Source organism: Bacillus cereus group sp. MYBK139-1 (genome assembly GCF_051916915.1).
Classification (GTDB): domain Bacteria; phylum Bacillota; class Bacilli; order Bacillales; family Bacillaceae_G; genus Bacillus_A; species Bacillus_A pacificus.
Genome location: NZ_JBQAHO010000001.1, coordinates 1,628,395 through 1,646,278, shown reverse-complemented (window position 1 = coordinate 1,646,278; position 17,884 = coordinate 1,628,395). Strand labels below are relative to the sequence as shown.

Genomic DNA, 17,884 nt, shown 5'->3' with positions numbered 1-17,884 from the left:
ATGTCTAAAAAATACGACAAGATGTTGATTGTAGAAGTGTTTTTACGTACGTATAATGTAACAAAATAGCTTGCTAAACGAGCGATTCTAGTATGCTAATAGCTTCTTCGGAGAAAGCAAAACGTATATTCGAATGGTGGTTATCCCATACGTCCGTTCATAAAATGATAAAAGGTACATAGAACTTGCATCGTAACAACATAAACCGCTATAAGGTTAGAGGAGGTATATACTGATGATATATCAAGCTATCCAGCAGTTAATTGATCGTGCTATTGAAGTTCAATTGATTGAAAAAGAAGATGAAATATATACAAGGAACCAAATCCTTTCCTTACTTCGTTTAGATGACTTTGTAGTGGAAGCGTCAGCACCTGCGGCCGCAAAGAAAGTAATTTCGGAGTTATTGGAAGAGTTAATTGAATATGCTTGTATGCATAAAGTCATTGAGGCAGTAATGGAAGAGAAGGAGATTTTAGCAAGTGCAATTATGGATGTATTTATGTCCAAACCGTCCGTTATCAATTCTCTATTTTATGAAAAATACGAACAAAATCCGAAGGCTGCGACAAATTACTTCTATGAATTAAGTAAAAACAGCAACTATATCCAAATGAAGCAAATTGCCAAAAATATAAATTATAAAGTAAATACGGAATATGGTGCCATTGATATAACGATTAATTTATCAAAACCAGAAAAAGACCCTAAACAAATTGCTAAAGAAAGAGTATTGGAAAATACAAATTATCCAAAATGTTTACTCTGTATAGAGAATGAAGGATATAGGGGCAGAATTGGACATCCTGCACGCTCGAATCATCGTATGATTCGAATGAATATTACAGATGAAAGCTGGTTTCTACAGTATTCTCCGTATATATACTTCAATGAACACTGTATTGTATTGTCCTCAGACCACCGGGAAATGAAAATTGATCGTCAAACATTTTTACGCTTATTAAAATTTGTAGAAAAATTCCCGCATTATTTCCTCGGTTCCAATGCAGATTTACCAATTGTAGGAGGATCTATTCTAACACATGATCACTATCAAGGTGGAAACTATGAATTTGCTATGGCAAATGCAGCGAACGACCTAAATTTTGAACTAACTAAATTTCCAGAAATGCAATGTTCGATTATTAAATGGCCTATGTCAGTTATTCGCTTAAGAAGTAACGACATAGAACAAATAGTAAATGCAGGGGATTACATACTAGAGAGGTGGAAGGAATATAGTGATCCTTCTGTTAATTTATTTGCATTTACGAATGATGTTCCACATAATACGATTACTCCTATTGCTCGTTACCGGAATAATATGTACGAATTGGATCTAGTTTTACGGAACAATCATACAAGTGAGGAGCATCCATTGGGTATTTTCCACCCTCATGCGGAAATACAACATATTAAAAAGGAAAATATCGGTCTGATTGAAGTAATGGGGCTAGCTGTACTTCCTGCTCGTTTAAAAACAGAACTTCAGGAAGTGGAGAAATTCTTACTTAATATTCCAAGTAATATTTCAACACCTCATATACAATGGGCAGAACAATTAAAAACCAAATATGAAAATAGGATGAATGAACAAAATATACAGGAGATTATGAGAGAAGAATTGGGACGGAAATTTATTCAGGCGCTTGAAGATGCTGCTGTTTTTAAACGAGATGAAGAAGGGATATTAGCGTTCAAACGTTTTATTCAGACTTTAATTTAGGAAGGGACTTGGTAGTTATAGTGAGGAACAAAATCCTCAATGAATAAAGCTTCACAGTATTAAAAGAATAGAAAAACTAAAAAACATCTCATATTCATATGAGATGTTTTTTAGTATGGTTCTGTCGCATGTATTATGACATCTAATAAACCGGGGAATCTAGCATTTAAGTCATCTTCACGAATTGAAATGAAACGTTGAGTTCCTTCAAGGCGTGTATACATAACACCGGATTCACGTAAAACTTTGAAATGGTGTGATAAAGTTGATTTCGCGATTGGAATGTTTAACGCGCCACAAGATTGTTCGTTTTTTTCTAGTAGCATAGTTACAATTTGTAAACGAATTTGATCGCTAAGTGCATATAGAACAGAAGAGAATTGAATTTCTTCTCGATTTGGATGATAGAGAGTACGCATTTTTTCACCTGCTTGTATAAGTTAATATATTTGCACTATAACATATAAAGTGGTATATTTCTATTGTTCGAATATATTCGAACAATAGAAATATAGGGGGAGAAAAAATGAAGTATACAAAATTGCAAAAGGCAGGACTACATATTTCAAAATTGGGGTTAGGAACAAACGCTGTAGGGGGACATAATTTATATGCTGATGTGAATGAGGAAGAAGGAAAACGATTAATAGAAGAAGCTATCGGGCAAGGGATTACATTTTTTGATTCGGCAGATTCATACGGTTTCGGTAGATCAGAGGAATTGGTGGGAGAAGTATTGAAAGGAAAACGCCATGAAGTTGTACTTGCTACCAAAGGTGGAATACAACCGTTATTAAATGGAGAGGTTTATATGAATAATGAACCGAGCTATTTAAGAAATGCTGTAGAAAATAGCTTAAGAAGATTACAAACTGATTATATTGATTTATATTATTTACATTTTACAAACCCAGAAACAAGTTACATAGATTCAATTGGAGAACTTACTCGCCTAAAAGAAGAAGGGAAAATTCGTTCAATTGGAATATCTAACGTAAACGTAGAGCAATTAAAAGAAGCGAATCAGCACGGACACATAGATGTTGTACAATCACCGTATAATATGTTAGATCGTACTGCTAGGGAAGAACTTTTGCCATATTGTATAGAATCAGGTATTTCATTTATTCCTTACGGGCCTCTTGCTTTTGGGATACTAGGTGGTAAATATACAGAAGATTTCAAATTGAATAAAGGAGATTGGCGTCAAAGTGTAAATCTATTTGAAGAGAATACATATAAGAGTAACTTTAAGAAAGGTGAAAAATTAAAAGACTTAGCTAAAGAAAAGAATCTCGAATTATCGCATTTAGCTTTAGCGTGGTTATTAAACCAAAAAGGAATTGATACTGTTATTCCTGGTGGGAAACGAGCGGAGCAAATAAGAGAAAGTGTAAGAGCGGTGGAAGTTTCATTGAATGAAAAAGTCATGAAAGAGATTGAATCTATTTTAGAAGATTAATTGAAAGGGGGATAGTTTCCTCTTTTTATCCCGCTTTAATGGGCAGTAAGACCCCCATCTCAAAATTCAGCGAAAGTAAAGAAGGTAGGTGGGGGGGATCAACTGCCCATAAAAGCCCGATTGGTGAGGGCTGATTAAAGTTTCACTTTATATAAAAGGAGAAGATTTAAATGAAAAGAGTACTAGCTGTATTCTTTACAATCATGTTTATGATCGGTACAGATACTTTCTTAATTTCACCACTTTTACCAACTTTACAACAGGTGTATCATATTTCAACTGAGTTGTCAGGGTGGATGGTAAGTTCATATGCTTTAGGATATGCTGCATTTGCACTTATCGCTGGTCCTATATCAGATGGCTTAAATAGAAAAAAAGTGATGGTAATAGGAATGAGTTTTTTTGCTTTAAGTACGTTTTTATGTGGGATGGCACCGAGTTTTCTATGGATGTTAACATTTAGATTTTTAGCAGGTGTGAGTGCAGCCTTTGTATCTCCACAAGTGTGGGCATCTATTCCGCTCCTTATAGAGAAGGAACAAATTGTAAAGGCAATTGGGATTGCAACAGCAGGGTTATCAATCTCTCAAATTTTAGGGTTGCCAGTTGGATCGTATTTGGCAATGATACACTATACAACGCCATTCTTCGTCATCGGTATATTATCAGGATTACTTGTCATTCTTATTTATGTAGCATTACCAGAAATACAACCGGTTCATATAGGTGAAAGTAAAACAAACATCTTAGAGCGCTATAAACAATTACTTACAGATTCAAAAGTTTCACTTTCTTATTTTGCATATTTTGTTTTTCAAACTGGTAATTTTGCTGCATTTTCATTTTTCGGTGTGTGGCTGTCTATTCAGTTTGGCTTGCGAATTCATGAAATAGGAACAGCTATGCTCGTATTAGGATTAGGAAATTTAACTGGTAATATTTTTGGTCCTAGAATCGTAAATAAAATTGGTTATAACCTTTCTTTCTATGGTGGAATTATATTTACAGCAGTGCTATATGTATTACTTCCACATGTAAATAACATTATATTTGTGGAGTTATTATTTTTTGTTTTATTTTTTATGACAGGAATTTTGTTTGTATTAATGATGAGGCATTTACAAAACATGTCTAGTGTAGCAAGAGGAACAGGAGCCGCTCTAGCGAATGCTTCTATGTATATTGGTCAAATGATTGGCGCGGCAATGGCAGGAATGTTATTTGCGGCATCTCACAATTTTATATTTGTAGGTAGTTTTACTGCGTTATTATATATTATAGCTTTATTTCTGTTTAGAAAAAGTGAAAAGCTTACTGAAAATAGTGAAACAGGAATTGCGTCATAAAGTCTTTACAAATAAAAAAGAGCCCAAAAATAAAAATCCCTATAGAGATAGGGATTAATATATCGGCATATAGTTCCTTGGAAAAGGATATACTGAGTATAACATATAGGACTACTTATAATTGTGAAATAGATGTGAAAGTAATGTGAAAAATAACATAATAAAAAGCACTGTTTTAGCTAATGAACTAAAACAGTGCTTTTCTTTTTGATTGAACAGTTGCTGCATTTTCATCATGTATGCCTGCATCTTTAATAATTCGTTGTTTTGCTTTATTTAATAGATGGTTTACTGCTTCACCAAAATAGTTAGCTTCGCTTTTTGTGCGGGCTTCTCGTAAACATTTATAGTTTTCTAGCAGTTCCTCTTTTTCAGTGTTTGTTAAGAAATCTTCTATTTTCTTTTTTGTCATACGAAACACCCTTTCTTCTGACAAACGACGCAATAGAAAATATTTATTGTTTATTATAGCAATAATTTTTAAAGAAAGTACAGACTAACGTCGTAATAATTTGTCAATTTCTTGAATCTTCTCATCAGCTTTCCCAATTTGTTTATTTTTAGCCTGCTCACCACCGAGTGCTTGGTGTAGTAAGAAAGTCTGACCGGAAATAGCAGTCACAATGGATACTTTAATAATTTCTTTTATTAAGGTGACATCGAATAAAACGAGTCCAAGAAGTGCAGCTAGACTACCAGTGAAAATATCAGTCAAAAACCCAAAGTGAAAAAAAGTTTTCAAACGGCGTGGAAGCAATAACTTACCTTGGTTATTGATTAGATGGGAAACGAAACCGGTAATGCCACCAACGAGAACAGCAGTTAGCCATTGATACATTTCCATCGAATCCACTCCTTTTAGTGAATAAGATTCGATTATTTTATATTGATTCCTTTTAATATTTCATAGAAGCATATTGAGAAAGTTTGTTTGGTTTTTTTCTATATTCAATTTAATTATATCAGAAAAATCTGATATATATGAGTCTATTATATGAAGCAGTTATTCCTTAATATGAATGTAGAAAGGGGTGCGTGATATGAATATAGATTACCGAATAAGAAGTGTGGATGGTTATACAAAAAATATAGGGGAATTAGTCAGCATGCTGGAGCATACGAGGGCTGTAACATTACAGGAAATTAGCAATCTATCAGTTGAGCAATTAGACTCAATGCTAAGTGGTGGAAATTCCATCGGAGCTTTATTAAAGCATATAGCAGCTATCGAAAAAGCACATCAGCTTATTTCATTTCAAGAGCGTGACTTTACAAAGGAAGAATTAGAAATATGGAAAGACGCACTCTATTTAGGAGAATCGGGGAAAACGATTCGTGGTCATGAAATAAAGTATTATGTACAACTTCTACAAAGTGTTCGAGAAGAATCTCTGAAGTATTTGAGTAAACAAGATGATGAATGGCTTATGTCAGAAAGAAAGTGGCCTAACGGTGTAGCGCATAACCAGTACTATTTGTGGTTTCACGTGCTAGAAGATGAGATTAATCACCGTGGGCAAATTAGAATGATGAAAAAATTATTTGAAAATTTCGTTAAATAAAGTGGCTTTTTAAATGAATATTCCATATAATGAGAGTAATTAAAATGAGAACGGGGTGATGTATTATGGCGAACATAACTTATATGAATAATAAACCAAATACAAAGGTGGATGGAAAGGGCGAGACTGTATAAGTTAGCGCACGATCCTTCCGCTTAGCTTACACTAGGGAGGATATCAATTTGAATCAAAATATTTTAGAATCGTTCGGCTGGGATTCTTTTTTTGAGGAACAAGCTGTAGAGAACTTTGAAGTAGGGCGTATTTTACTCGAGCATAAGCATATATATCGAATTATTTGTAATGATGGTGAATATATGGCAGAGCTGTCTGGTAAGTTTCGGCATGAAGCAGTAACGAAGGGTGATTATCCAGCGGTTGGTGATTGGGTATATATAAAGAAAATAGAGAATGAAAAGAAAGCAATTATTCATCGTATTTTTCCAAGAAGAAGCTCTTTTTCTAGACAAGAGGCTGGTACTCGAACGGAAGAACAAGTAATAGCAACAAATGTAGATTATCTATTTTTAGTGAATGCACTTAACCATGATTTTAACGTAAGAAGAATAGAGCGCTATTTACTATTAGCGTATGAAAGTGGTGCAATGCCTGTTATTGTTTTAACAAAGAGTAGCTTATGTGAGGACGTGGAACAGAAAATCGTTGAAACAGAAGCTGTAGCAATTGGTGTTCCGATCTTCGTTGTTGATAGTTTAGAACATACTGGTATTGAATCGTTGCAGCAATTTGTTTCTTCAGGAAAAACAATTGCTCTAGTCGGATCATCTGGGGTTGGAAAATCCACTTTGTTAAATGCACTTATAGGAATTGAAGTAGCAAAAACGGGTGATATTCGTGAGGAAGATAGTAAAGGAAGGCATACGACAACTCATCGTGAATTGTTCCGATTACCGAGTGGTAGTTTAGTTATTGATACTCCTGGTATGAGGGAGCTACAGCTTTGGGAAGGAAGCGATGCAATTCAAACAACATTTTCTGATATTGAAGAACTAGCAAAAACGTGCCGTTTTAGGGACTGTAAGCATGAAAATGAGCCAGGGTGCGCAGTGCATAGTGCAATTGATAACGGAATTGTGACGATAAATCGTTTACAAAGCTATAAAAAATTACAAAGAGAACTAGCGTATTTTATGAGAAAACAAGATGCTATTCTTGCAAGGGCAGAGCGTGATAAGTGGAAAAAGATTTCTAAACAGCATAAAAAAATGTGAAAAGTCAAAGGGTGGTTCCCTTTGGCTTTTTGCATTTGTAAATTTTATAATAATATTATTCATATATATAGACAAAGGGAAATAAATTGTTTAAACTTTACAAAGTATTCATCATAATAGGTTATGAAAATAATAATTAGGGAATGGGAAATATTTATAATTCGTTAGATTTAACTTTTAAAATTGAAAAGCAGGAGGTTTGTAATGGGTAGACTATTAAATTGGTTTCGTGATATGAAAGTAGCAAAAAAACTATTAATTTCATTTTTTGTTATTTTAATTGCGGCTGTCTCTATTATAGGAGGCATGTCTTATCAAACAGCTAAAAAGAATTTTGAATCACAAATTACGAGCAGTGCTCACGACAATATAAAAATATTAGATAATTTAATCAATCAAATGATTGAGGCGAAATTTAATGATGTAAATAATTTTGCACGGGTGATTCAAGGGAATATGTATCAAGGGGATAATCAAGAGGAATTAAGAAAAATATTATCACAATATATCAATTTGAATAAAGATGTTGAACAAGTATATGTTGCTGGAAACGATAAAAAATTTGTACAAGAACCAAATATACAAATGGCAGCAGACTACGATCCAACAGAACGTTCTTGGTATAAAGATGCAGTAGCAAAACAAGGTGGTATTGTAATTACTGAGCCGTATAAGGCAAAAGGAAATGGACATATTGTCGTAACGATTGCAAAACAAGCAGAAGATAAAAACGGTGTTGTAGCGGTAGATTTAAGTTTAGATAATTTATTAAAAACAACGAAGTTAATTAATATTGGTAAAAAGGGATATGCTTTCATCTTAGATGGGAAACAAAAAATAATTGCACACCCTCAAGAAAAATCAGGAGAAAAAGCAGCCGATTCTTGGGCAAAGAAAATTTATGAAGATAATCATGGGGCTTTTTCTTATACGTATGACGGTAGCGAAAAACAAATGGTATTTGCTACAAATGTAAAAACAGGTTGGAAAATTGGCGGGACTATGTACTCAAATGAAGTAATTGAAGCTGCGCAGCCTGTATTTTATAATATGTTAATTGTTATGTTCATTTCATTAGTTATAGGTGGGGCACTTATTTATTTTGTGACACTTTCTATAACAAAGCCCTTAAAAAGATTAGTTGTCACTTCTAAAGAAATAAGTGAGGGAGATTTAACGCAAACAATTGATATTCATTCTAATGATGAAATCGGTCAACTTGCAAAAGGATTTAATGAGATGACAGATGCATTGCGAACATTAATCGGAAGAATTAATACTTCGGCTGGACATGTTGCAGCAGCATCAGAAGAGCTAACAGCAAGTGTAAGACAGGCGAGTGAAGCGACTGAGCAAATTACGATGGCAATGGACGAAATATCAAGCGGAGCAACAACGCAAACGACAAGTGTAGAAAATGGTGCAATGTTACTATTTGATGTAACAGAAGGCATTCAGCATGTAGCAAATAGTTCATCATCAATTAGTACGGCTTCTGCTCATACTCGTGAAAAAGCAGAAAATGGTGGGAAACTAGTCGGGAAAACAGTAAATCAAATGCAGTCAATTGCAGAATCTGTTTCACAATCAGATGAGGTTATTCAGTTACTAAATAATAAATCAAAGCAAATTGGTGACATATTAGAAGTAATTCAAAATATTGCAGATCAAACAAATCTTCTAGCTTTGAATGCGGCAATTGAAGCTGCAAGAGCGGGAGAGCACGGAAGAGGATTTGCAATTGTTGCAGATGAAGTACGTAAATTGGCGGAGAAGTCTAGCGTATCTTCTAGTGAAATAAGTAAATTAATATGTGAAATACAAGATGACATGAGTAAGACGGTAAAGTCTATGGGTCATGTAAATGAAGAAGTTCAATCTGGACTTGTTATTGCAAATGAAACGAAGCAAAACTTTACTGAGATTTTACAATCTACAAATGAAATTGCCGATCAAATTAAAACGATGGTTGAAACGGCTAACGGGATGTCAAAAGGTGCAAATGAAGTGTCTATTTCGGTAGGACAAATTGCAATGACAGCACAGAATAATGCGACGAGTACTCAAAACGTTGCAGCATCAGCAGAAGAACAATTAGCGTCCATTGAGGAAATTAGTTCTGCGGCGGGTACATTATCTCAAATGGCTGAAGAATTACAAGGGTTAATTGAAAGATTTAAAGTGTAATAAAGGACAGACTACTCCAAAATAGCAGTATGCGATTTTGGAGTAGTCTGTTTTTACTATGTAACATGAAATGTGATAGAGAGTATGTTTATGATGTTTAAAGGTATATCATGTATAATATTTGTCGAAAAATAGAGGTATTTGTTAACTTTATGTATAATTATAATCATATAGAATGCAAATAAAGGAGATTATTAATATGGGAGTGTACTGGGGGACCAAAAGACATTCTTGGCTTAGTTATGTCTCATTTTGGTTAAGTATTTCGTTTTTCATGGTTTTTCTCATTGAAGTGTTTATTTTAAAAACACTTTCAAATAGTTCGGTGCAAATTGTTAAATACTTTTATTTTATATTTGTACCAGTAAACATCTTTCTTAGTTTAAAGTTACTCTTTAAGAAGAATGAAAAGAAAGCATTACCTATTTTTAGTTTCATTGTATCCTTATTGTTTACAATTTTAATACTAGTATTAGCATTAGCAGCTACGGGGAAATTCTTTTAAGGAGAGTGTTATAAGTCACTCTTCTTTTTTGTTGTTGCAAGGAAATAATAAGTGGAGGATGGACAAAGAAAGCATTTCCTTAAGTTTGATATGATTTGAAAGCTTTAGAAGGGTATTAAGAAATGAATTAAGATACAATCCACAAAGTAATACAGAGAATCAGGTGTTTTATATGCAGTTATGGAGCAAATGAATACGGTAAAAACGGCGATATATGGTACAATACATATGGATAGTGATAGAGATAAAGGGTATATAAAATACTCATCGTTTTTTAGTAAGAGAGGGGTTATCTTATGCTATACGAGGATTTGATGACATTGTTTCAAGCAGCTCCGAAAGAAGAAGGTAGAGGCGGCTGGAAATATATAATCCAGGAACGAAATGATAAATATGAAATTGTTAATGAAATGTTGAAAAATCAAATGAGTGTTGAATTGTATTTTAATGAATATGATGAGGTGAAAATCACTTTATATAAAGATGGAATGCCTATTTCGACGATGCAAAGAATTGCGATTTCAAAAGTTGAATTAGACGAAGAAGAAGAAGGGATTCAATTCGTTTTAGAACGTATGCCTAGTCGGATGATTCGGTTGCAATTAAAGCCGTATTTAGCACTCGAAATGGGGCCGTACTGGGAAGTATGTGATGATTGTGAATGAACATATAAAAGAAGCATCCAATAACATGGATGCTTCTTTTATGTTTTTTGAAGTTGTTTAAAAGCAATAATCGGAAGTAAAATGATGCTGACCCACCCGATTATAGGATATAGAATGTGGAGTAATTCACTGTAACCAACGTAACTAAAGCAATAACTTATTAGTAAAATGAAGAAAATAATATTGTTATTTTTCCAGCCAGTGATGGATTGCATTTGTTTTGTCATTCCGAACACATTGCCAACTAAAGTTGTGAATACTTCACCGAAAATGATAAGAACAAAGAAAAAGTGAAAAGTGGCATTGAATTTTCTTATGACTTCAGCCATTGGAATGTTATATTGATAAAATTGGTCGACTGATAAGATAGCTAAATGGCTACATAATAATATTAAAGAAAGTCCTGCCCCACCTAAAATACCGCCCCATAAAATGGCCTTTCGATCTTTTACTTCACTGGCTAACGGGACGAGGACGCTTTGGGCGAGAGAAAGATTTAAGGCGACATATGTAATAGGACTAGTTATCCACTTCATATTCCAGGTTTCTGCAGGAATAGTGTTACTAATAGGAGTTGTACCGTGAAAAAACGTTGTAATAGCAAGTCCGATAATGAAAATCATCATAATAGGTACGACAAGTGTATTAACTTCAAAAACCCCTTGTAATCCGCGACTACCTATAATGAGACAGGCGATTACTGTAATGAAAATACCGAGTTGTCTTGGTAAACGAAGTTGCTCTTCAAATACCGCTCCAGCGCCTGATAACATAACGCTCGTTACACCAAATAATACGAGTAATAATAGTGTATTTACAACATTTCCAAATACATCCCCAAATAAGTATTTGTTAAATTCTTGCGCTGAAAATGCACCGATTTGTGAGGAGAGTAACATCATCTTTGTGCCAAGCCAAATAAAAAAAAATCCACTTACACATATACCAATAGTTCCATAAAATCCGTTCACTGTAAAAAATTCAACAATTTCTCGTCCAGTAGCAAATCCAGCTCCAACGACTGTTCCAATATAAGTAGCAGCAACTTTCTTTGCTACTTGCCATTGTTGATTGTCCATGTTATCCCTCTTTCTACTACGATGAGCTTGATTTACTATTATGCATATGTATGAGCTTGGACAATTAGACGTATGAACTGTTAGAAAACATACATGAATGAAAAGATATTAGGGAAGTATTAAAGGTGTTAAAACTTTGTTACATATGAGCCAATCGTTCGAAAGGATAGGAAATGTATGGTAATATGTAACTAGGTTCTTAAAAGATAAACATTATGAAATGATAAGAGGAGTGGATTGTATGAGTACGAAAACAAATGTTGTTGAAGTATTAAACAAGCAGGTAGCAAACTGGAATGTGTTATATGTGAAACTACATAATTATCATTGGTATGTGACAGGGCCACACTTCTTTACATTACATGAGAAATTTGAAGAGTTTTACAATGAAGCTGGAACGTATATTGATGAATTAGCAGAACGTATTTTAGCATTGGAAGGTAAGCCGTTAGCGACAATGAAAGAATATTTGGCAACATCTAGTGTGAATGAAGGGACAAGCAAGGAATCTGCAGAAGAAATGGTGCAAACATTAGTGAATGATTACTCTGCATTGATTCAAGAATTAAAAGAAGGCATGGAAGTTGCTGGTGAAGCTGGCGATGAAACATCAGCGGACATGTTGTTAGCAATTCATACAACATTAGAACAACATGTATGGATGCTAAGTGCGTTCTTAAAATAAAGTGAAACTTTAATCAGTGGGGGGCTTACTGCCCATTAAAGTGGGATAAATATAAGAATATAAAGAAAAAAGTCATTGAAAAATTCTTTCAATGACTTTTTTGTGATTTTTCAGTTTTCTTTTATGCTATAATATAGTAAAAAGGAGGCGATGCGATGTTTCGCTTTTTCAAAACTGGAAAAGAAGAGCGTGAAATTACGAAAGATGAATTGGAACAAGCGATGGCCAAGTTTTTAGAAAAGAATGCTAATATCGTTTATACAGTATTAGTAAATGATGATTATACAGTGAATTATGATTTGTTAAAGCCGTATTTACCTGCATTTCCAACAAACCATTTTCTTATTACGAAGGAAACGCTTGAGGTATTTGAACATACAGAAGAAAACTTAAACTTAGTGAAAGAAATTGATATCGTACAAAAGGCAGTAGATCAGTATGTAACAGAAAAAGAAATGTTTCCAATTGTAGAAGGTAGTGAAGATCGCCTCATATGCGGAATGAAACTAGGACCTTACTTAGATCGTATATTAAAAAGAGACTTATATATTTCAGAAAAACATTATTTAGTTTCAAGTAAACCAGATAGAAAAAAACAAAAGAGTGGGTAGATGTATTGAGAACAACAATAAATATATTGTTGTCTTTTTTTGTGTGATGAACTATTAAAAGAAGCTATTAAATATATAGAAGACAAAAGTAATAAGTAGTAAGAAAGGGAGATGCATCATAATGGATGTATCTCCCTTTTATCCTTATAAATGAAAAGCATTCGCTAGTAAGCGATAAGAATTTAATTTATCTTCAAATCGATGAGTAATTGTGACAATCATAAATTCATCAGTATTGTACGCTTTGCTTAAGTTTACGATTTGTTCTTTCACAGAAGAGGGATCACCGACGATCATACGTTGACGATTCTCTTTTATACGGAATAAATCATAGGCGCTGTATGAATAATTTTGTGCAGTTTCAATAGAAGGTGTACCAGTTGTACGCTTTCCTTGTTCTAGTAATAAGATTGATAAATCTAAACTAGAAGCAATTTTTTCCGCCTCTTCAGTTGTTTCACCGCAAATAACAAAAATAGCGACGATTGATTTTGGTTTATCTCCTAAATAGGAAGGTTGGAATTGTTTTTGATAGGCCTCCATTACCTCGGGTCCACCGTATCCGTTTATGAACTGTGCGAATGCAAAAGAAGCACCTTGTTGTGCGGCAATCTTTGCACTCTCTCCGCTAGAGCCAAGCAACCACATGTCAGGAGATGTGGGAATTACAGGAGTAGCCTTTAAATTTGCATAATGATGGTTTTCTGGTACTTGATCATGTAAGTACATTGCAACATCTGCAATTTGCTCTGGATATTGATCAAGTGAGACCATTTTTCCTTCTTGAAGCGCGCGAGTTGCAATTGGCATACCGCCAGGTGCTCTGCCGACACCAAGGTCAATACGATTTGGATAAAGCGCTTCTAAAACACGGAAATTCTCAGCAACTTTATACGGGCTATAGTGAGGTAACATAACACCACCCGAACCGACTCTCATCCGCTCCGTTTTCGCTGCAATATGAGAAATAAGTATTTCTGGACTTGAGCCAGCAAGGCTTACAGAATTGTGATGTTCTGATACCCAAAAGCGTGTATATCCGAGTTTTTCAACTTCTTGCGCAAGCGTAACTGTATGTGAAAAAGCTTGGGCTGCCGTACTACCATCTGAAATAGGGGATTGGTCTAATACACTTAATTTGATCATAGAATATACCTCTCAATCTTAATGTACATCCTATTATATATTTACTTACGAAAAATGCGTAATGAAATGCTCAAAATAAAAAGTGGATAAATTACATATCCACTTTTAACGTGAAAATCCTCGTTCATAATGATTCATTTCGACTACATTTAGAATATATTCGTAGTTATCAATCTCAAGTTTTAGTTGTTCACGTTCTTTTTTAGATAGATGCATATTACTAAGTTTGTTGCATAGCTGTTGTTTCTTTTCTTCTAAATACTTCTTTGTAGCATTGTAGTCGTAAGTTGGTTTCATATTCAACCACTCCTTATTTGCTGTTGCTATATTATACGAAGCGTAAAGAGATGTGAGAGCTATCTCTTATGTATTTTTAGTGAATATTTAACTTGCTCTGTTGTTATGTTTATAGAAATTTATGAATAAAATGCACTAAACGACTAATGCCCATTTGATGAAGTAAGGGGTGGAATTGTGCAGAAAGATATAATGTATAACACGGAGATGGATGAAACGTTAAAAATTATAGATAAAGGATTAAAGGAGACGACGAGCCCGAAACAAATTATTGTAGTAGGGGCTGGCATGGCTGGATTAGTTTCGGCATCTTTATTAAAAGCTGCGGGACATGAAGTGAAGATTTTTGAAGCAAACAACCGGGTAGGCGGCCGCATAGAGACAGTTAGAATGGAAGATACCGGTTTATATTTGGATGTAGGGGCAATGAGAATTCCGTATTCGCATACATTAACGATGGCATATATAAGAAAATTTGGGCTACAGGTAAGCCCTTTTATTAATAGGAATGAGACTGATATTATTTACGTAAACGGCCGAAAAACGACATTAAAACAATATGAAAAAGATCCAAATATATTAAAGTATCCTGTGGAAATGAATGAAGTTGGGAAAACGTCTGAGGAGCTATTATTGTTAGCGGTGCAGCCTATTATAAATTTTATTAAAAAGAACCCAGAGAAAAATTGGGATGTTGTAGTAAAGGATTTTGGGAGATACTCTACAGGACAATTTTTAAAATATCACCCTTATCAATATAATACTTACTTTTCACCAGTAACAATTGAGATGATTGGCGTTTTGTTGGATTTAGAAGGTTTTTTAGAAAGGTCATTCGTTGAGACATTACGTTTTTTATACATTATGCAAGAGGAGAGCGGATTTTGTGAAATAATAGGCGGGAATGATAGATTGCCAAAATCTTTTTTACCACAATTAGAGGAAGATATTATATATAATCAAAAATTAATGAAGCTACATCAGCATGATAATGGTGTGACAGCTTTCTATCGAAACGAAGAAACGTTTGAATATAGTAGTATTACAGGGGACTTAGTTATTGTGACCATTCCGTTTTCAACAATGCGGTTTGTAGAAGTAGATCCATTTGATTCTATATCGCATGAGAAATGGAAAGCAATTCGTGAATTGCATTATATGCCTGCGACAAAAATAGGAATTCAATTTAAAAGTCGATTTTGGGAAGAACAAGGACAATTAGGTGGCAGAATTATAACGGATTTGCCAATTCGTTACGCCTATTATCCAAGCTATGGAATTGGAGGAAAGGGACCAGCAATGATGCTAGGAAGCTATACGTGGTCATATGATGCGTTGTTATGGGATGGATTATCAAAGGGAGATCGTATTTATTACACATTACAAAACTTAGCAACGATATTAGGTGGTCAAGTATATGATGAATTCTTATCTGGTATATCAAAAAGTTGGACGTTGGATCCATATGCACTTGGAGGGTTTGCTCTATTTCAGGCAGGTCAAGAATCAGAGTTGCAACCAGCGATTGTCAAACCAGAGGGAAGAATATTCTTTGCTGGAGACCATACAACGTTATATCACGGATGGATACAAGGGGCAATTGAATCTGGCGTTCGTGTTGCGGTAGATGTAAATGAATTAAATGTATAAAATTCAGAAATTTCTTTACTGTATAGTTTGAGATGGATATTATTATATATAAAAGAATTATAGGGAGTGTTGAAAGTGAATCCGTTATTATTCGATTTTCCTTCTGAATTTTATACTGGAAGGCTATTGATTCGAATGCCGAAACCGGGTGATGGTAAAGCTGTATACGATGCCATTCAAGCTTCTATGAAAGAATTAAAACCATGGATGGTTTTTGCACAAAAAGAGCAAACAGAGGAAGAAGTAGAAGTGAGCATTAGAAAATCGCATATTCAATTTTTGCAGCGTGAGGATTTAAGGTTACTAGTTTTTTCGAAAGAAACAGGTGAGTTTATTGCATCAGCTGGATTGCATCGTATTAATTGGGATATACCTCAATTTGAAATCGGGTATTGGATTGATTCAAGATTTAGTGGACAGGGCTATATGGTAGAGGCTGCAAAGGGGATAACGGATTTCGCCTTTTCTGAACTAAAAGCAAATCGCGTAGAAATTCGTTGTGATGCTTTAAATAAGAAGAGTAGAGCGATCCCTGAAAAATTGGGCTTTAAATTAGAAGGTACGTTAGAAAGTGCGAGTGTTGCAGTAGATGGAAATGGATTAAGGGATATGTGTGTATTTGCGATGACTAGAAATACATATGAAAAAGAAGAGCTGTAGAGAAACGGCTCTTCTTTTTGTGCATTATGGTACAGGATGTCCGTTAGAGCTTTCAAAAATTGTAAACCATTGTTGACGGTCTAAGTTAACTTTTGTAGCAAGTGCGGCCGTTTTAACACGATCTAATTTACCAGAGCCGACGATGGGCATCATATTAGCTGGATGTGCAAGTAACCAAGCATACATAACCGTATCGATACTAGAAACACCTAGCTCAGTAGCAACTTTTTGCACAGTTTCACGTACACGTACAGCACGTTCTGATTGACCAGTAAAGATTTCTCCGCCAGCAAGAGGTGACCAAATCATTGGATTGATTCGTTTTTCCTGACATAAATCAATTGTTCCCTTTTCAAAATGCTCAAGCTGCAGAGCTGATACTTCAATTTGGTTTGTAATAAGCGGGAAATCTAAGTATGAACTTAACATATTGAATTGGGAAGGTAAAAAGTTAGATACACCAAAATGACGAACTTTTCCTTCTTGTCTTAAGCGTGAGAACGCTTCTGCCACTTCATTTGGATCCATGAAAGGATCAGGACGATGGATAAGTAATACGTCAATATAATCTGTATGTAAATTTTTAAGTGAAGCTTCTGCACTTTGAATAATATGTTCTGCACTAGTGTTGTAGTGAGCAACATAACGCTCTGGAAATTTTGGTGATGGGGGAGCGATTCCACATTTTGTGATGATTTGCATGTTTTCACGTAAGGAAGGCTTTAGTTGTAATGCCTCTCCGAACAGTCCTTCACACGTATAACCGCCATAAATATCAGCGTGATCAAAAGTAGTAATTCCCATATCCATACAATCTTCAATGAAAGAAAGTAATTCTTGTTTCGTCATATTCCATTCTGCTAAACGCCAAAAACCTTGAATAATACGAGAAAATTCTAGCGTTTCGGCCATTTGAACTCGTTCCATTATAAGTACCCCCTTGATGAATGATTATTATTTTGAAAAGGCTTTCTTACTACATGTTATTATATAGTTAATTAGGTGTACATACAATAAATATGTTTAGCCACAAAAACGTTTTTCTCTATATGTTATAATGTAGAAATATAT

The 17,884-nt window shown here is 34.5% G+C and carries 19 protein-coding genes and 1 pseudogene; 13 read left to right on the top strand and 7 right to left on the bottom strand.

Annotated features, from left to right (window positions below; all coding sequences use genetic code 11):
* Positions 1-235 precede the first annotated feature (235 nt).
* Positions 236-1,726, top strand: a complete 1,491-nt coding sequence (galT, locus tag ACTFRS_RS08460) for a UDP-glucose--hexose-1-phosphate uridylyltransferase (RefSeq protein ID WP_139867572.1) — start codon at positions 236-238, stop codon at positions 1,724-1,726.
* Between the two features lie 110 nt (positions 1,727-1,836).
* On the opposite strand, the gene ACTFRS_RS08455 is transcribed toward galT, so the two are convergent.
* Entirely contained in the window at positions 1,837-2,145 is a 309-nt protein-coding gene (locus tag ACTFRS_RS08455) for an ArsR/SmtB family transcription factor (RefSeq protein ID WP_001259915.1), read from the bottom strand.
* A gap of 107 nt (positions 2,146-2,252) precedes the next feature.
* Between ACTFRS_RS08455 and ACTFRS_RS08450 the strand changes: the two genes are divergently transcribed.
* Complete coding sequence (locus ACTFRS_RS08450) at positions 2,253-3,188, top strand: aldo/keto reductase (protein ID WP_440023751.1); 936 nt, start codon at positions 2,253-2,255, stop codon at positions 3,186-3,188.
* Between the two features lie 170 nt (positions 3,189-3,358).
* Entirely contained in the window at positions 3,359-4,534 is a 1,176-nt protein-coding gene (locus ACTFRS_RS08445) for an MFS transporter (protein ID WP_139867567.1), read from the top strand.
* Positions 4,535-4,721: 187 nt separating this feature from the next.
* Here the strand turns inward: ACTFRS_RS08445 and ACTFRS_RS08440 are convergent, their stop codons facing one another.
* Entirely contained in the window at positions 4,722-4,946 is a 225-nt protein-coding gene (locus ACTFRS_RS08440) for a hypothetical protein (protein WP_000162606.1), read from the bottom strand.
* A gap of 84 nt (positions 4,947-5,030) precedes the next feature.
* On the bottom strand, positions 5,031-5,378 hold the full coding sequence (locus tag ACTFRS_RS08435; protein ID WP_000426318.1) for a DUF4257 domain-containing protein: 348 nt from the start codon (positions 5,376-5,378) through the stop codon (positions 5,031-5,033).
* A 196-nt stretch (positions 5,379-5,574) separates the two neighbouring features.
* Here ACTFRS_RS08435 and ACTFRS_RS08430 point away from each other — a divergent pair, with 196 nt between their 5' ends.
* From ACTFRS_RS08430 to ACTFRS_RS08405, 6 genes and pseudogenes are all read left to right on the top strand, one after another.
* The gene (locus ACTFRS_RS08430) at positions 5,575-6,096 is read left to right on the top strand and encodes a DinB family protein (RefSeq protein ID WP_139867565.1); all 522 of its coding nucleotides are present in this window, start codon (positions 5,575-5,577) and stop codon (positions 6,094-6,096) included.
* Positions 6,097-6,278: 182 nt separating this feature from the next.
* Positions 6,279-7,328, top strand: coding sequence for a ribosome small subunit-dependent GTPase A (rsgA, locus tag ACTFRS_RS08425; RefSeq protein WP_139867563.1), 1,050 nt, complete (start codon positions 6,279-6,281; stop codon positions 7,326-7,328).
* Between the two features lie 204 nt (positions 7,329-7,532).
* A pseudogene (locus ACTFRS_RS08420) lies at positions 7,533-8,573 on the top strand (cache domain-containing protein); the annotation flags it as partial.
* Positions 8,568-9,515: a methyl-accepting chemotaxis protein gene (locus tag ACTFRS_RS08415; protein ID WP_407707378.1), complete on the top strand. Its 948-nt coding sequence runs from the start codon at positions 8,568-8,570 to the stop codon at positions 9,513-9,515. The pseudogene ACTFRS_RS08420 and the gene ACTFRS_RS08415, both read left to right, overlap by 6 nt.
* A gap of 199 nt (positions 9,516-9,714) precedes the next feature.
* Complete coding sequence (locus tag ACTFRS_RS08410; RefSeq protein WP_000539578.1) at positions 9,715-10,020, top strand: hypothetical protein; 306 nt, start codon at positions 9,715-9,717, stop codon at positions 10,018-10,020.
* Positions 10,021-10,316: 296 nt separating this feature from the next.
* Positions 10,317-10,685 (top strand): DUF3979 family protein, encoded by a 369-nt coding sequence (locus ACTFRS_RS08405; protein ID WP_000965086.1) that lies wholly within the window; start codon positions 10,317-10,319, stop codon positions 10,683-10,685.
* A 38-nt stretch (positions 10,686-10,723) separates the two neighbouring features.
* On the opposite strand, the gene ACTFRS_RS08400 is transcribed toward ACTFRS_RS08405, so the two are convergent.
* Positions 10,724-11,764, bottom strand: coding sequence for a YkvI family membrane protein (locus tag ACTFRS_RS08400; RefSeq protein WP_139867561.1), 1,041 nt, complete (start codon positions 11,762-11,764; stop codon positions 10,724-10,726).
* Between the two features lie 241 nt (positions 11,765-12,005).
* Between ACTFRS_RS08400 and ACTFRS_RS08395 the strand changes: the two genes are divergently transcribed.
* Both ACTFRS_RS08395 and ACTFRS_RS08390 read left to right on the top strand, forming a co-directional pair.
* Positions 12,006-12,449: a Dps family protein gene (locus tag ACTFRS_RS08395; RefSeq protein WP_000105198.1), complete on the top strand. Its 444-nt coding sequence runs from the start codon at positions 12,006-12,008 to the stop codon at positions 12,447-12,449.
* 155 nt (positions 12,450-12,604) lie between these two features.
* Positions 12,605-13,060 carry a DUF3939 domain-containing protein gene (locus ACTFRS_RS08390; protein ID WP_000488187.1) on the top strand — a complete coding sequence of 152 codons (456 nt, stop codon included), beginning with the start codon at positions 12,605-12,607 and terminating at the stop codon, positions 13,058-13,060.
* Between the two features lie 144 nt (positions 13,061-13,204).
* Here the strand turns inward: ACTFRS_RS08390 and ACTFRS_RS08385 are convergent, their stop codons facing one another.
* The gene (locus tag ACTFRS_RS08385; RefSeq protein ID WP_000594053.1) at positions 13,205-14,206 is read right to left on the bottom strand and encodes an LLM class flavin-dependent oxidoreductase; all 1,002 of its coding nucleotides are present in this window, start codon (positions 14,204-14,206) and stop codon (positions 13,205-13,207) included.
* Positions 14,207-14,311: 105 nt separating this feature from the next.
* Positions 14,312-14,503, bottom strand: coding sequence for a DUF3896 domain-containing protein (locus ACTFRS_RS08380; protein ID WP_000805517.1), 192 nt, complete (start codon positions 14,501-14,503; stop codon positions 14,312-14,314).
* Between the two features lie 177 nt (positions 14,504-14,680).
* Between ACTFRS_RS08380 and ACTFRS_RS08375 the strand changes: the two genes are divergently transcribed.
* Both ACTFRS_RS08375 and ACTFRS_RS08370 read left to right on the top strand, forming a co-directional pair.
* The gene (locus ACTFRS_RS08375; protein ID WP_139867559.1) at positions 14,681-16,153 is read left to right on the top strand and encodes a flavin monoamine oxidase family protein; all 1,473 of its coding nucleotides are present in this window, start codon (positions 14,681-14,683) and stop codon (positions 16,151-16,153) included.
* 75 nt (positions 16,154-16,228) lie between these two features.
* Positions 16,229-16,813: a GNAT family N-acetyltransferase gene (locus tag ACTFRS_RS08370; RefSeq protein ID WP_139867557.1), complete on the top strand. Its 585-nt coding sequence runs from the start codon at positions 16,229-16,231 to the stop codon at positions 16,811-16,813.
* Between the two features lie 24 nt (positions 16,814-16,837).
* Here ACTFRS_RS08370 and ACTFRS_RS08365 read toward each other — a convergent pair whose 3' ends face one another.
* On the bottom strand, positions 16,838-17,740 hold the full coding sequence (locus tag ACTFRS_RS08365) for an aldo/keto reductase (RefSeq protein ID WP_000442792.1): 903 nt from the start codon (positions 17,738-17,740) through the stop codon (positions 16,838-16,840).
* Positions 17,741-17,884 lie beyond the last annotated feature (144 nt).